Source organism: Pleomorphomonas sp. JP5, assembly GCF_023721815.1.
In the GTDB taxonomy this organism is placed as follows: Bacteria; Pseudomonadota; Alphaproteobacteria; order Rhizobiales; family Pleomorphomonadaceae; genus Pleomorphomonas.
Genome location: NZ_JAMDLI010000006.1, coordinates 1 through 14,168 on the forward strand (window position 1 = coordinate 1; position 14,168 = coordinate 14,168).

12 protein-coding genes are annotated in these 14,168 nt (G+C 66.2%); 8 read left to right on the forward strand and 4 right to left on the reverse strand.

Annotated features, from left to right (window positions below):
- Positions 1-588 precede the first annotated feature (588 nt).
- Positions 589-2,256 (forward strand): DNA recombination protein RmuC, encoded by a 1,668-nt coding sequence (gene rmuC, locus M4J40_RS05385; RefSeq protein ID WP_251752704.1) that lies wholly within the window; start codon positions 589-591, stop codon positions 2,254-2,256.
- Here rmuC and M4J40_RS05390 read toward each other — a convergent pair.
- From M4J40_RS05390 to M4J40_RS05400, 3 genes are read right to left on the reverse strand one after another with little or no spacing between them, the layout of a single operon-like run.
- Entirely contained in the window at positions 2,244-2,648 is a 405-nt protein-coding gene (locus M4J40_RS05390) for a GFA family protein (RefSeq protein WP_251752706.1), read from the reverse strand. The two genes, rmuC and M4J40_RS05390, sit on opposite strands and share 13 nt — an antisense overlap.
- Positions 2,649-2,650: 2 nt before the next feature.
- Positions 2,651-3,076: an alternative ribosome rescue aminoacyl-tRNA hydrolase ArfB gene (gene arfB, locus M4J40_RS05395; protein WP_251752708.1), complete on the reverse strand. Its 426-nt coding sequence runs from the start codon at positions 3,074-3,076 to the stop codon at positions 2,651-2,653.
- Between the two features lie 43 nt (positions 3,077-3,119).
- Entirely contained in the window at positions 3,120-4,268 is a 1,149-nt protein-coding gene (locus tag M4J40_RS05400) for an MFS transporter (protein ID WP_251752710.1), read from the reverse strand.
- 410 nt (positions 4,269-4,678) lie between these two features.
- Between M4J40_RS05400 and M4J40_RS05405 the strand changes: the two genes are divergently transcribed.
- The 7 genes from M4J40_RS05405 (at position 4,679) to cyoE (ending at position 13,398) form a co-directional block, all read left to right on the forward strand.
- Positions 4,679-7,084 carry a membrane-bound PQQ-dependent dehydrogenase, glucose/quinate/shikimate family gene (locus tag M4J40_RS05405; protein WP_251752712.1) on the forward strand — a complete coding sequence of 802 codons (2,406 nt, stop codon included), beginning with the start codon at positions 4,679-4,681 and terminating at the stop codon, positions 7,082-7,084.
- 111 nt (positions 7,085-7,195) lie between these two features.
- On the forward strand, positions 7,196-8,422 hold the full coding sequence (locus tag M4J40_RS05410; protein ID WP_251752714.1) for a sodium:proton antiporter: 1,227 nt from the start codon (positions 7,196-7,198) through the stop codon (positions 8,420-8,422).
- 177 nt (positions 8,423-8,599) lie between these two features.
- Entirely contained in the window at positions 8,600-9,505 is a 906-nt protein-coding gene (gene cyoA / locus M4J40_RS05415; RefSeq protein WP_251752716.1) for a ubiquinol oxidase subunit II, read from the forward strand.
- Positions 9,506-9,557: 52 nt separating this feature from the next.
- Positions 9,558-11,534, forward strand: a complete 1,977-nt coding sequence (gene cyoB / locus M4J40_RS05420) for a cytochrome o ubiquinol oxidase subunit I (protein ID WP_251753172.1) — start codon at positions 9,558-9,560, stop codon at positions 11,532-11,534.
- 2 nt (positions 11,535-11,536) lie between these two features.
- A complete protein-coding gene (gene cyoC, locus M4J40_RS05425) occupies positions 11,537-12,166 on the forward strand; it encodes a cytochrome o ubiquinol oxidase subunit III (RefSeq protein ID WP_405030721.1) in 630 nt (209 codons plus the stop codon).
- 1 nt (position 12,167) lies between these two features.
- Positions 12,168-12,533 carry a cytochrome o ubiquinol oxidase subunit IV gene (gene cyoD, locus M4J40_RS05430; RefSeq protein ID WP_251752717.1) on the forward strand — a complete coding sequence of 122 codons (366 nt, stop codon included), beginning with the start codon at positions 12,168-12,170 and terminating at the stop codon, positions 12,531-12,533.
- 1 nt (position 12,534) lies between these two features.
- Positions 12,535-13,398 (forward strand): heme o synthase, encoded by an 864-nt coding sequence (cyoE, locus tag M4J40_RS05435; RefSeq protein WP_251752719.1) that lies wholly within the window; start codon positions 12,535-12,537, stop codon positions 13,396-13,398.
- Between the two features lie 3 nt (positions 13,399-13,401).
- On the opposite strand, the gene M4J40_RS05440 is transcribed toward cyoE, so the two are convergent.
- Complete coding sequence (locus tag M4J40_RS05440; RefSeq protein WP_251753173.1) at positions 13,402-14,016, reverse strand: LysE family translocator; 615 nt, start codon at positions 14,014-14,016, stop codon at positions 13,402-13,404.
- Between the last annotated feature and the right edge of the window lie 152 nt (positions 14,017-14,168).

Sequence of the window (14,168 nt, forward strand, 5' to 3'; positions counted from 1 at the left end):
CCCGACCAACCCTCTCAGGTCAGTCACGTGCCGAATGCCCTAAGCGCCGGCCACGTTTCTCTTTCTTCCTATTCACTTGTCAAAGAACCGAAGGGAACCAGCCCTTCAAAAACACAGACCCCAAAAGCGCGTCAGAGCTAGATCTGCCAAACCCGTCAACATGACGACCTCGACCGACCAAAACGCCCCGGACATGTTTTTAACGTCCGTTCGGGAAGATCACTGATGACCCAGCGAAACCGCCGCTCCATCTCCCTTCCGAGACCGTCGCACTAGGCGACGAACCATCCGCCGGCACCACGTCGCCGCAGCGCCGCCGTCGTTGGAGCGGTTTATAGGGGCCCTCCCCGGACCTGTCAACGGCTTTTCTTCAAAAAACCGTCACACAGGCAAATCGCTCGAAATCAGGCGGATTTCTGGGCTTTTCTCGATCACCAAATATCCACATCCCGGGGCGTCCACAGACCGGCTCCCGACTTTTCCGGGCTTTTCCCGCCAGCGCCAGGAAAGGCTTCGCCGATAGCCTGCGGTTTCCTCAGCGACACGATGTGGATATGGTAAACAAAACGGAAACGACAAGGAGTCGCCGTGCCGGACTATTTCACGACCACCACCCTCGCCGAGGCGATGCCCGTCATCATCCTCGCCGCGATCCTGGTGGCGGGCCTCATCGTTCTTGCCTTGACGAATGCCTCCGCCCGCCGCCGCCTCGCCGACAGCGAAGCGGCCGGGCGCCTGGAGCTGGCCCGTCTCGAGGAACGGGCCTTGCGCCTTGCCGATGCCGACAGCCAGCTTGCTCGGCTCAAGGAGCAGCATGCCGCTCTCAACACCGAACTCGCCCGCACCCGCGCCACGCTGGAAGAGCGCGACAACGAGACGCGCCGCCTCGTACGCGAGCTTGAAGGGGCGCGCACAGCGCTTGCCGACATCAAGAGCAGGAACGAGGAAGACGAGGCGGACCTGCGCGAGGCGCTCGGCACCGTCCAGTCCAAGCTCAGCGCCACCAACGCCGACCTCCGCGCCAAGACGGAAGAGGCCGAGACGCTGAAGGCGGAGCTTCTGCGCGCCCGCGAGCAACGCGAGGAAGCCCAGCGACTTCTCGGCGAGGCGCGCGTCGCCCTCACCGACATGCGCTCGCGCGCCGAGGAAGAGCGCAAGGCGTCGAACGAGAAGCTGGCGTTGCTGCAGGAGGCGCGGACACAGCTCTCCGACCAGTTCAAGGCACTGGCCGCCGACATCCTGGAGGAGAAGTCCAAGTCCTTCTCGGAAGCCAACCGCGCCTCGCTCGGCACGCTGATCGATCCGCTCAAGGTGCAGCTTGCCGACTTCAAGGGCAAGGTCGAGGAGGTCTACATCAACGAGGCCAAGGAGCGTTCGGCGCTCGGCGAGCAGGTACGGCAGCTGTTCAGCCTCAACCAGCAGCTCTCGCGCGACGCCAACAACCTCACCTCGGCGCTGCGCGGCCAGAACAAGAGCCAGGGCAACTGGGGCGAAATGATCCTCGAGCGGGTGCTCGAGGCGGCCGGTCTCGTCAAGGGCGTGCACTTCGTACCGCAGGAGAGCCACTCGCGCGAGGACGGCAGCCGCATCCAGCCCGACGTGGTGCTGAACCTGCCGGGGCAGCGCTTCATGGTGATCGACAGCAAGGTGTCGCTCAACGCCTACGAGCTGTTCTCCACCGCCGAGGACGATGCCGCCCGCGAGGCGGCGCTGCGCCGCCATCTCGACAGCATCCGCGGCCACATCAAGGACCTGTCGGCCAAGAACTACCAGGAGATCCACGGCATCGCCGCGCTCGACTTCGTCATCCTGTTCGTGCCAATCGAGCCGGCTTTCCTGGTCGCCATCACCCGCGACGCCGAACTGTGGCATCAGGCCTGGGAGAAGAACATCCTGCTGGTCAGCCCGTCGTCGCTCCTGTTCGTCGTGCGCATCGTCGCCCAGCTCTGGCAGCGGGAACAGCAGACCAAGAATGCCCAGGACATCGCCAAGCGCGGCGCCGAGCTCTACGACAAGTTCGTCGGCTTCGTCGAAGACCTCGAAAAGGTCGGCAAGGGACTGAAGGACGCCCAGGGGGCCTACGACCGCGCCTACGGCAAGTTCGCCACCGGTCGCGGCAACGTCATCCGGCAGGCCGAGATGCTGCGCTCTCTCGGGCTCAAGACCAACAAGAAGCTCGACACGAACCTGCTGGACGCCGCCGAGACCGACGAGGACACCGGCGCCCTGCCCGCGCCGGAAGATCAGCTGTCGTAATCGGGATCGCCGACAAAGCGCGGCAGATCGTCGGCAAGGCAAAGCCAGCTCGGCCGGTCGCCATCCCAGCCATGGGCGGCCGGCGCCACCGCCTCCTTGTCGTCGAGCGTGCCCAGCGTGACGCCGACCGAGCGCCCCGCGTCATCGGTCATGTAGAGCTGGCTGCCGCAGGCCGGGCAGAAATGCCGGATGGAGCGGGGCGACGAACGATAGGCCGCCGCCGCGCCAACCGTGATGCGGAAGTGTGCCGGCGACACCTGCATCCAGGCCACCGTGGCGCCGCCAGTGGAGCGCCGGCAGCTGTCGCAATGACAGTAATCGACGATGGCGCCGTCGCGCTCCACCTCGTAGCGGACCCTGCCGCACAGGCAACCGCCAGTGAGGAGCGCCATGGTCAGTCCTCGCCGACCGGCGCGCGCCGGTCGCGCTTGATCGCCCCACGCTTGGTCTTGGCGTCGACGCGGCGCACCTGGCTCGCTCGCGTCGGACGGGTGGCGACGCGCGGTTTGGGCGGGATGGCCGCTTCGGCGAGAATGGCCTTGAGGCGATCGAGAGCGTCCTCGCGGTTGCGCTCCTGCGAGCGGAAGCGCTGGGCCTGGATGACGATCTCGCCGGCCTGCGTCAGCCGCGAGGGGCCGGCGATGCGCGAGGCGCGCACCTTGGTTTCCCAGGGAATGCCCGAGGCGTTGTAAAGGTCGTAGCGCAGTGCAACCGCCGTCGCAACCTTGTTGACGTTCTGCCCGCCCGGCCCTGACGCCTGGACGTAGGAGAAGGAAAGGTCCTTCTCGTCGATATAGAGGCGGTCGGCGACGTAGATCATGGCGCAAGAATAGTGGGCGGCGTCCGCCGCCGCAAACCCCTCGTTACACTTTCAGGAAGCGTCCGCTCGCCGCCACGCCGATGAGGAACACCGAGACGATCAGGAAAGCGGTCGGCAGCGAGGCGACATGGGCGACGAAGCCGATGGCGGCCGGCCCCATCAGGATGCCGGCGTAGCCCAGCGTCGTCACTGCCGGCACGGCCACGCTTTCAGGCATCAGCGTCTGCTTGCCGATGGCGCTGTAGAGCACCGGCACGATGTTCGAGCAGCCCGCACCGATCATCGCAAAGCCGATCATCGCCGCCGGCACCGATGGCACCAGCGTTGCGACCAGCAGGCCCGACGCGGCCAGAAGCCCGCCGACCAGAATGATCGTCGTCCGGCTGATCCGGCGCACGATGGCGTCGCCCGACAGGCGACCGATGGTCATGGTGGTGGCGAAGGCCGCGTAGCCGAAACCGGCGTGGTTCGGATCGCCGCCACGCACGGAGGTGATGAACACCGCGCTCCAGTCGAGAACGGATCCCTCGGTCAGGAAGACGATGAAGCAGAGAATGCCGATGAACAGCACCACGCCGCGCGGCAGCGCGAAGGCCGGGCCGGAGGTGCCGCCACCGAAGCCGAGGAAATGCGGCGCCGCCCAGACCAGAAGGCCGGCCGTGAAGACGATGGCTATCAACGACACGGTGAGCGGCGAGGCATCGAGGCTGAGAATGAGGGCGCAACCGCCAGCCCCGACGATGCCGCCGACGCTGAAGAGACCATGAAAGCCGCTCATCAGCGCCTTGCCGGCCGCCCGTTCGACGATCACCGCCTGGATGTTGACCACGCAATCGACCGAGCCGACGCCGGCGCCCAGAATGAACAGCGCGACGGCGAGCAGCGGCGCGCTCGACACGATGGCCAGCGCCGGCAGGGCGAGACAGACCATCAGCGACGAGGCGATCAGCACGCGGCGGCAGCCATATTTGCCGGCCAAGGCGCCTGCGAGCGGCATGGCGACGATGGAGCCGATGCCGAAGGCGAGCAGCAGCAGGCCGAGACCGCCAGCCTCAAGCCCCGTCCTCGTCTTGGCGAAAGGCACCAGCCCGGCCCAGACGGCGCCGCCGAAACCGGCGATGAAGAAGGCGACGCGGGTCGAGAACTGCTCGGCGCGCCCGATGGTCCCGGACGTCAGAATGGCGGTGGACATGGAAAACGACGGCCCCTCAAGAAAACTGCCGTCCTCCCCCCGAGGCGGTCCAGCTATTGATTCGATTCATACGACCGGCGTCAAGGGGGGCGGCGTCGCCTCGCGCGTTTTGCGCAGGCCCTGTGGCTTCGGCGCGGTTGCGGGCCTCGTCCGGGGTTGATGAAGACCACGTCCATCCGGCCCGCCCGGTCGGGCGCTTCCGTGAGGTTTCGCCCTTTCGGGCGGAACCGAGGGAATCGGCATTCATCACAATGTTGGAACCATCGGTCCTTCCCGACGTTTCCGCCAAGCTTACGGAGTTTACTGGGATTTCCTCTGAAATCTCGAAGTCGGAAATATGCTCTCCGTTCCGTTCTCGCCGTCCCGCACCACGCGAGGCACGTTTGAAAGCCACCAGACGGAGGTGCCTCATGAGTATCATGCCCGCAAAATACCGGTCTCCCTGGCCAGTTCTTCTTCTCGCGCTCGTAATCGGCCTCATCGGCCTCGTCCTGCTCTTTGGGGGCGGGTATCTCATCTATGTCGGCGGCTCGCCTTACTATGCGCTCGCCGGTCTCGGTCTTCTGGCGACCGCCAGCCTCCTGTGGCGCGGCAGCATTATCGCTCTGTGGGTCTATGCGGTCGTCTATGCCGCCACGCTGGTCTGGGCGCTTTGGGAGACCGGTTTCGACGGCTGGGCCCTTGTACCGCGCGTCATCGCACCGACGGTGCTGCTGCTGTTCATCATCGCCGCCATTCCGGTGTTGATGCCGAGGATCGGCAACTGGCGCTCGGCGCTTGTCGCCAACACGGTCATCGTCGTTCTTCTTGCCGCCTTCTCCCTGATCCTGCCCAACCCGCACGTCGTCACCTACTCCGGCGCCCTGCCGCCAGCCGGCCAGGCCAACGCCATGTCCGATCCGTCGCTATGGAAAGCTGGCGCCGACTGGCCCGCCTATGGCGGCAGCAACAGCGCCCGCCGCTACTCGCCGCTCGACCAGATCACCCCGGACAACGCCGGCAAGCTCAAGCGGGTCTGGAGCATCCACACCGGCGACCTGCCCCAATCGAAGTTCGCCGAGGGCAAGTACGGCGCCGAGACGACGCCGCTCAAGGTGGGCAGCGCGCTCTACCTCTGCACGCCGAAGAACATCCTGATCTCGCTCGACGCGGCGACCGGCAAGGAGCGCTGGCGCTATGATCCCAGGGTCAGCGACGACTGGATTCCCTATACAGCCGCCTGTCGCGGCGTGACCTACTACGACCTGCCCGGCGTCGCCCCAACCGAGCTGTGCGCCAGCCGCATCATCGAGGGCACGCTCGACGCCCGGCTGATCGCCGTCGACGCCAACAGCGGCGCCCCTTGCGAGAATTTCGGCGACAACGGCATTGTCGATACCAAGGTCGGCATGGGCGAGGTCGAGCCCGGCATGCTGTCGATCACCGCCGCGCCAACCATCGTCCGCGGCATCATCGTCGTTGGCCATCAGGTGCTCGATGGTCAGAAGCGCAGCGCGCCCTCAGGCGCCATCCAGGGCTTCGACGCCGTCACCGGCGCCCTGCGCTGGGTCTGGGACATGAAACAGCCGGACCTGACCGGCCCGCCGCCGGACGGCGGCAGCTACGCGCGCGGCACGCCCAACATGTGGACGGCGGCAAGCGGCGACGAGAAACTCGGCCTCGTCTATCTCCCGCTCGGCAACTCGGCGGTCGATTACTGGAGCAGCCAGCGCAGCGATGTGGAAAACGAATATGCCACCTCGCTCGTGGCGCTCGACGTCGGCACCGGCCGTCCCGTCTGGCACTTCCAGACCGTTCACAAGGACGTCTGGGACTACGACCTCGGCTCGCAGGCGAGCCTCATCGACTTCCCGACCGAGGGCGGCAGCGTGCCGGCGCTTCTTCTTCCCTCCAAGCAGGGCGACATCTACGTCCTCGACCGCCGCACCGGCGAGCCGCTGACCAAGGTGGAAGAGCGTCCGGCGCCGGGCGGCGGCGTCGAACCCGAACAGCGCTCGCCCGCCCAACCGCACTCGCTCTACCACACGCTGCGCAAGCCCGACCTGACGGAAAAGGACATGTGGGGCATGTCGCCCATCGATCAGATGGTCTGCCGCATCCAGTTCCGCACCGCCAGCTACCAGGGCTTCTACACGCCGCCGACCACCTCGACGCCCAGCATCGAGTATCCCGGCTACAACGGCGGGTCGGACTGGGGCGGCATCGCCGTCGACCCAGGGCGCGGCATCATCGTGGCCAACTACAACGACATGCCCAACTACCTGCGCCTCGTTCCGCGCGACAAGGCGGACAAGCTGGGCTGGGCGCCACGCAGTCAGGCGCGCGGCGAGATGGGCGGCGCCGAGGGCGCCGGCGATCCGCAGGCAGGAACGCCCTTCGCCATCAACGTCAACGCCGGCTGGCGCCTGCCGTTCACCGGGCTCCTCTGCAAGGAGCCGCCCTATGGCGGCATTCGGGCGATCGACCTCAAGAGCGGCATGACCCTGTGGGATCGGCCCTTCGGCACCGCCCGGACCAACGGACCGTTCGGCATTCCCTCCATGCTGCCCATCGACATCGGCACGCCCAACAACGGCGGCGCGGTGGTGACGGCCGGCGGCGTGGTGTTCATCGCCGCCGCCACGGACAACCTCATCCGGGCCATCGACCTTCGCACCGGCAAGATGCTGTGGAGCGATACGCTGCCCGGCGGCGGTCAGGCGACGCCGATGACCTACGAAGTCGACCGCAAACAGTACGTGGTGATCATGGCCGGCGGCCATCACTTCATGGAAACGCCGATCAGCGACGAGCTGATCGCCTATGCCCTGCCCTGATCCGGCACGAACCCCGGCCGGCCGCATGATCGGCCGGGGGCTTCCCTTCCCGACGACAAGCGCGCGGAGGCCAAACTGACCATTTTCCAAGTCTTCGCGCTGCTGGTCTTCGTGACCGCCGGCTTCAGTTGGCTCAACCGGCGCTTCATTCGATTGCCGGAGCACATCGCGTTGCTGCTGATGGGCCTTGGGGCAGCGATCGTGCTGTTGGTGGCGGAACGGTTGATTCCGTCGCTGTGGCCAGTCAGCGCGGTCGAGTCGATGCTGCGACGCATCGATCTCGAGTCGACGCTGATGGACGGCATTCTCGCCTTCCTGCTGTTCGCGGCCGCCATCACCGTCGACTGGCAGGAACTCAAGCGACGCAGTCTTGCCATCGCGCTGCTCGCCACCGTCGGGGTCGTCTTCTCGGCCCTTCTGGTCGCGGCCATGCTGTTCGTGGCCGCCCAGATCTTCGGGCTGTCGCTCTCCTTCGCCTGGTGTTTCGTGTTCGGCGCCCTCATCGCCCCCACCGATCCGATCGCCGTGTCGGCGGTGCTCCAGCACGTTACGCTGCCCGACCAGTTGCGCGTGGACGTCAAGGGCGAGTCGCTGTTCAACGACGGTGTCGGCGTGGTGTTGTTCTCCCTGGCGCTGTCGATGGCCACCGGCAGCGGCGACACCGGCGTCGGCCTCGCCACGCTGGAAATGCTGGCCGAAATCGCCGGCGCCCTGCTGCTCGGCGCCGCCATCGGCTTCGCCGCCCTGCACGCCTTCCGGCAGATCGACGACTATTCGGTCGAGGTGCTCATCTCGCTGGCCGTCGCCATGGGCGGCTATGCGCTGGCCGAGGCCGTGGCCGTCAGCGGGCCGATCACCGTGGTCGCTTCGGGCGTCCTGGTCGGCAACGTCGGCGCCACCCGCGCCATGAGCGAGCGCACTCGCGCCTATTTCTACGGCTTCTGGCGTCTCATCGACGATCTCCTCAACGCCGGCCTGTTCGTGCTGCTGGGGCTCGAGGTGCTGGTGCTCCACTTCCAGGCGACACCCTTCCTGTTCGGTTTGGTCGCGGTCCCGGTGGTACTGATCGCCCGCACCGTCACCGTCACCGCCGCGCTCGCCATGCTGGGCCGGTGGCTGAACTTCGAGCGAGGCGCCGGCGCCATCCTCGTCTGGGCGGCCGTCCGGGGCGCCATCTCGGCCGCCCTCGCCCTGTCCCTGCCCTCCGGCACCGAGCGCGAGCTGATCCTGGCGGCGACTTACGCGGTCATCCTGTTCTCGGCAATCGTCCAGGGCCTGACGCTGGAACGGGTCATTCGTCGCGTCACCGACACGCCGGCAAAGGACGAGAGTAGCTAACCAATTGAAACAAAAAAGGAACAATGGCTCTGCGCGCCCAAACGCCGACAAAAGACGGATCGCGGGGAACCCATGGCGCAGTCAAGCGTTTGGCCAAGGGGCCTTTCTCCGGCAAGGGCTCCGCGAGTCGAGGGAGTGGCCGCGGCCGCTCCGGGTGATCGCATCGGAGATGTTGCCTTGTCCGTCATCGAAAGCCTGAGGCGCGCTCGCAGCCTTCTGACCCGCGTGGGCTCGGCATCGATGGTCCTTTGCCTCGCCCTTCTCGCCGCCGGATGCCGCTTCCCCGTTCTGGATCCGAGCGGCCCGGTCGCCGCGCGCGAGAAGCAGCTCATCCTGATCTCCACCGCGCTGATGCTTCTGGTGGTTGTGCCGGTCATCGTGATGGCGCTGCTCTTCGCCTACCTTTATCGCGCCTCGAACAAGCATCCCCGCTCGATGCCCAACTGGGCGCACTCCAACGCCATCGAAGCCGTCGTCTGGATCGTGCCGCTGCTCATCGTCATCGCGCTGGGGTCGCTGGCGTGGACGAGCACCCACGCGCTCGATCCTTATCGCGCGCTGGAACATGACGGCGAGACGCTGGAGGTCGACGTCGTCGCGCTCGACTGGAAATGGCTGTTCATCTACCCCAAGCAGAACATCGCCAGCGTTAACGAGGTGGTCTTTCCCGTCGACACGCCCGTGCACTTCAACATCACCTCCGACACGGTGATGAACTCCTTCTTCATCCCCGGCCTCGCCGGCCAGATCTACGCCATGGCCGGCATGCGCACCGAGCTGAGTCTGATCGCCAGCAAGCCCGGAACCTTCGGTGGCATGTCGGCCAACTACAGCGGCGCCGGCTTCTCCGGCATGCGCTTCAAGGCGGTCGCCACCTCGCCGGACGAGTTCGAGGCCTGGACGCGCGAAGTCGCATCAAGCGGACGCCCGCTCGACGCGGCCGCCTTCGACAAGCTCGCCGACGAAAAGGCCAACGCGCCGGTCATCCATTACGCGCCGGGCAACCCGAACCTGCTGCAGAGCCTCATCGACAAATATCGCCACACGCCGCCGCCGAAGGAGACGGGACCAGCGGAGCATTGAACGTGTCCGTCCGTGTCATGGCGGCAGCCCAGGAGAGCGAGACGTGAACCCCATTTTCGGAAAGCTCACCCTAGAGGACATCCCCTACGACCAGATCGTCACCATGGGCGCCGTGGGGGTCGCACTGCTGGGCGCCCTGGGGGTGGCGGCAGCGATCACCTACTACGGTCGCTGGCGCTGGCTGTGGTCGGAGTATCTCACCTCCGTCGACCACAAGAAGATCGGCATCATGTACATCGTGCTCGGCCTCGTCATGCTGCTGCGCGGCTTTGCCGACGCCGCCATGATGCGCCTTCAGCAGTCGATGAGCCTCGCCCCAAACCCCGGGTATCTGCCGCCACACCACTACGACCAGATCTTCTCGGCCCACGGCGTCATCATGATCTTCTTCGCGACGATGCCGCTGGTGGTGGGCTTGATGAACATCGTCGTGCCCTTGCAGATCGGCGCGCGCGACGTCGCCTTTCCCTTCCTGAACTCCCTCAGCTTCTGGCTCACCTTCTCCGGAGCCATGCTGGTCAATGCCTCGCTGGTGTTCGGCGAGTTCGCCAAGACGGGCTGGGCCGCCTATCCGCCCCTGTCGGAACTGGCGTTCAGTCCCGATGTCGGCGTCGACTACTACATCTGGAGCCTGCAGATCGCCGGCGTCGGCACCTTGCTCACCGGCGTCAACTTTCTCACGACCATCCTGCGCATGCGGGCGCCCGGCATGAAGATGATGCGCATGCCCATCTTCACCTGGACGACCTTCTGCACCAACGTACTGATCGTCGCCGCCTTCCCGATCCTCACCGCCACGCTGGCCTTGCTCGGCCTCGACCGCTACGTCGGCACGCATTTCTTCACCAACGACGGTGGCGGCGAGCAGATGATGTACGTCAATCTGTTCTGGGCCTGGGGCCATCCTGAAGTCTACATCCTGGTTCTGCCCGCCTTCGGCGTGTTCTCCGAAGTCGTCGCCACCTTCTCCGGCAAGCCGCTGTTCGGTTACAAGTCGCTGGTCTGGGCGACCATTGCCATCACCTTCTTTTCCTTCGTCGTCTGGCTGCACCATTTCTTCACGATGGGCGCAGGCGCCAGCGTCAACGCCTTCTTCGGCATCGCCACCATGATCATCGCCGTGCCCACCGGCGTGAAGATGTTCAACTGGCTGTTCACGATGCTCGGCGGTCGCGTGCGCTTCTCGGTGCCGATGCTGTGGACCATCGGCTTCCTCGTCACCTTCACCATCGGCGGCATGACGGGCGTGCTCCTGGCCATGCCCGGCGCCGACTTCGTGCTGCACAACAGCCTGTTCCTGGTCGCCCACTTCCACAACACCATCATCGGCGGCGTGGTGTTTGGCATGTTCGCCGGCCTCAACTACTGGTTCCCCAAGGCCATGGGCTTCCGCCTGTCCGAACCGCTCGGCAAGGCCTCCTTCTGGTGCTGGCTGATCGGCTTTTACATCGCCTTCATGCCGCTCTACGTGCTGGGCTTCATGGGTATGACGCGCCGGCTCAACAGCTACGACAACCCAGATTGGCAGCCCTGGCTGGTGCTGGCCGCCTTCGGCGCGGCGATCATCGCGGTGGGCATTGCCTGCTCGATCCTGCAGATCGTCTACAGCTTCTGGAAACGCGACGAGTTGCGCGATCTCACCGGGGATCCGTGGGACGGCCGCACCCTCGAATGGGCCACCTCGTCACCGCCGCCGGTCTACAACTTCGCCGAAACGCCGCGCGTCACCGAGATCGACGCCTGGGCCAGCATGAAGGCCGAAGGCGGTGGCATGTTCGTGCGGTCGACGCCCTATTACGACATCCACATGCCCCGGAACACGGCAGCCGGCTTCCTGATCGGCATCTTCAGCATCGGCCTTGGCTTCGGTCTCGTCTGGTACATCTGGTGGATGGTCGCCGTCAGCGCCGTCGCTATGCTCGCCGCCCTCCTCTACCGCCTGTTCCAGGAGGATATCGCCTACGTCATCCCGGCCGCCGAGGTGAAGGACATCGAGATGCGGCGTCTTGAGGAGAGCGGCCAGTCATGACCATGCCGTTCGACCTTCCCGAAGCCCATTCGGTTCACGCCCCGCAGCATCCGCCCGCCGCCGTCGACGACGCCGAACTCACCGAGAAGACCGTCTTCGGCTTCTGGCTCTACCTGATGAGCGACGTGGTGCTGTTCGCCGCGCTGTTCGCCGTCTACGCCGTGGTCGGCCGCAGCTATGCCGGCGGGCCAACCGGACGGGAGCTGTTCGACCTCTGGTTCGTGCTGGCCGAAACCGCCGTGCTGCTCCTGAGCTCCGTCGCCTTCGGCTTCGTCACCATCGCCGCCCACGAGGATCGCCGGCAGGCAACCTTGCGCTGGCTCGGCGCGACCTTCGCGCTCGGCGCCCTCTTCATCGCGATGGAGGCCTACGAGTTCCATCACCTCGTGGCGGAGGGCGCCGGCCCGAGCCGCAGCGCCTTCCTGTCCTCCTACTTCGCCCTGGTCGGCACGCACGGTCTGCACGTCCTGACCGGCCTTGTGTGGATGGCGGTCACGGCCTTCCACCTCGCTCGCGACGGTCTCACCGCCACGGTCCATCGGCGCCTCGGCCTGCTCGGCCTGTTCTGGCACTTCCTCGACGTCATCTGGATCGTCGTCTTCACCCATGTCTACCTGACCGGAGTCCTCTGACATGGCCGATCGCCGAACACAGCACCTGCCCGGCGCCGCCGCCTCGCTAAGGCATTACGCACGCGGCTTCCTCCTGTCGGTGATCCTGACCGGCGCCGCCTTCGCCCTGGTGATGACCCACGCATTGCCGCGCGAGGCCACGATCTTCGTGATCTTCGTCCTGGCGGCGGTGCAGGTGGTGGTTCACATCGCCGATTTCCTGCATGTCGACACGTCGCTCGAGCAGCGCTGGAACCTCTTCGCCACGCTGTTCGCGCTGCTGGTGGTCGGCATCCTCGTCGGCGGCAGCATCTGGATCATGTTCAGCGCCCACGAGCGGATGAGACCGGACATGCCGGCCATGACCATGCCGCCAGAGAGCTTCTGAAATGACGACGCTCAGCCGCAACCCCTATGTGCGCCTCGTGAAGCCCGGCATCGTCGGGGGCAATCTGATCTCGACCGCCGGCGGCTTCCTTCTGGCGGCGCGTGGCGCGGTGGACGCTCGGCTGTTGATCGCCACGCTTGTCGGCGTCGCGCTGGTGGTGGCCGGTGGCTGCGTCATCAACAACGTCATCGACCGAGACATCGACGGCCGGATGGCCCGCACAGCCGGCCGCCCAATGGTCACCGGCGCGGTCGGCGTTCCCACGGCCTCTGCCTATGGCGGCGTGCTGGCCGCCGGCGGGTTGCTGTTGCTGGCGCTGATCGCCGGCCCGCTGGCGGCAACCGTCGCCGCCTTCGGCCTCGTCGTCTACGTCGGCCCCTACAGCCTGTGGTTCAAGCGGCGCTCGCCGGTCAGTGTGCTGGTGGGCAGCCTTGCCGGCGCCACGCCGCCGGTGATCGGCTATTGCGCCGTGACCGGTCGCCTCGACGCGGCCGCCGTCATCCTGTTCGTGATGTTCGCGCTCTGGCAGGTCCCGCATTCCGACGCCATCGCCGTTCTGCGCCGCCACGACTATGCCGCCGCCGGCGTGCCGACCTATCCGTTCCGTCACGGTATCGCCGCCACGAGACAGCGGATCCTCGTCTCGATCGGCGCCTTCACCGCCACCTCGGTGGCTCTCCCCTTCGCCGGCTTCACCGGCATTGCCTATCTCTGCACGACGGTGGCCTGCGGCGGCTATTGGCTGCATCTCGCCGCCACCAGCCCGACCGCCACCACCGAACGCAGCTGGGCGAAGCGCATCTTCCTGGGCTCCCTCGGCTGCCTTCTGGCGCTCTGCCTGCTGATGGCGGTCGATTTCCGATGAGCCTTATTGCTGTTCCGTCAGCGCCAGTCGGACTCCCAGCAGCACGAAGGCGCCGGCGAACAGGCGGCGCATCATGGCGAGCACCACTGGCCGCGACAGCACCTGATCGCGCACAGTGGAGGCGGCAACGCCGTAGACGACGAACACGACGAAGGTCATCGCCATGAACACGCCGCCGAGCTCCACGAAGCGCAGCGTCGGTTGCGCCTCGCCATGGCCGATGAACTGCGGCAGGAAGGCGAGGAAGAACACCGTGAGCTTGGGATTGAGGAGGTTGAGAAGGATCGCGCGGAAGGTGATCTCGAGCGGCGATGCGTCCCGACCGTCCGGCGCCACGGCCAGCGCCCCGGTCTCCTTCAGCGTCATCCAGGCCATGTAGAGGAGGTAGGCGACACCGGCCACCCGCAGGATCTCGAAGGCGAGAACGCTCGTCTGCATCATGGCGGAGAGGCCGAGCACGGCGGCGGCGAGATGCGGCAGGATGCCCAGCGTGCAGCCGAAAGCGGCGATCGTCGCGGCGCGGGCGCCCCGGCCGAGGCCGGCGCCGAGGGTGTAGATGACGCCGGTGCCGGGCGAGGCGACGACGATCAGCGAAGTGAGCAGGAATTCGGGCGACATGAGAGCGGACATTTGGGGCTCCAGTAGGTTCGCCCTACCCTGCTGCCACCCAACGACCGAAGCCACCCGATTTCGGAAACGAGCCCTATATGAACCGCTCGCCCCTTTCGGCCTGAGGTCCCCGCCTAGGCGGGAATGACAGAATTATATAA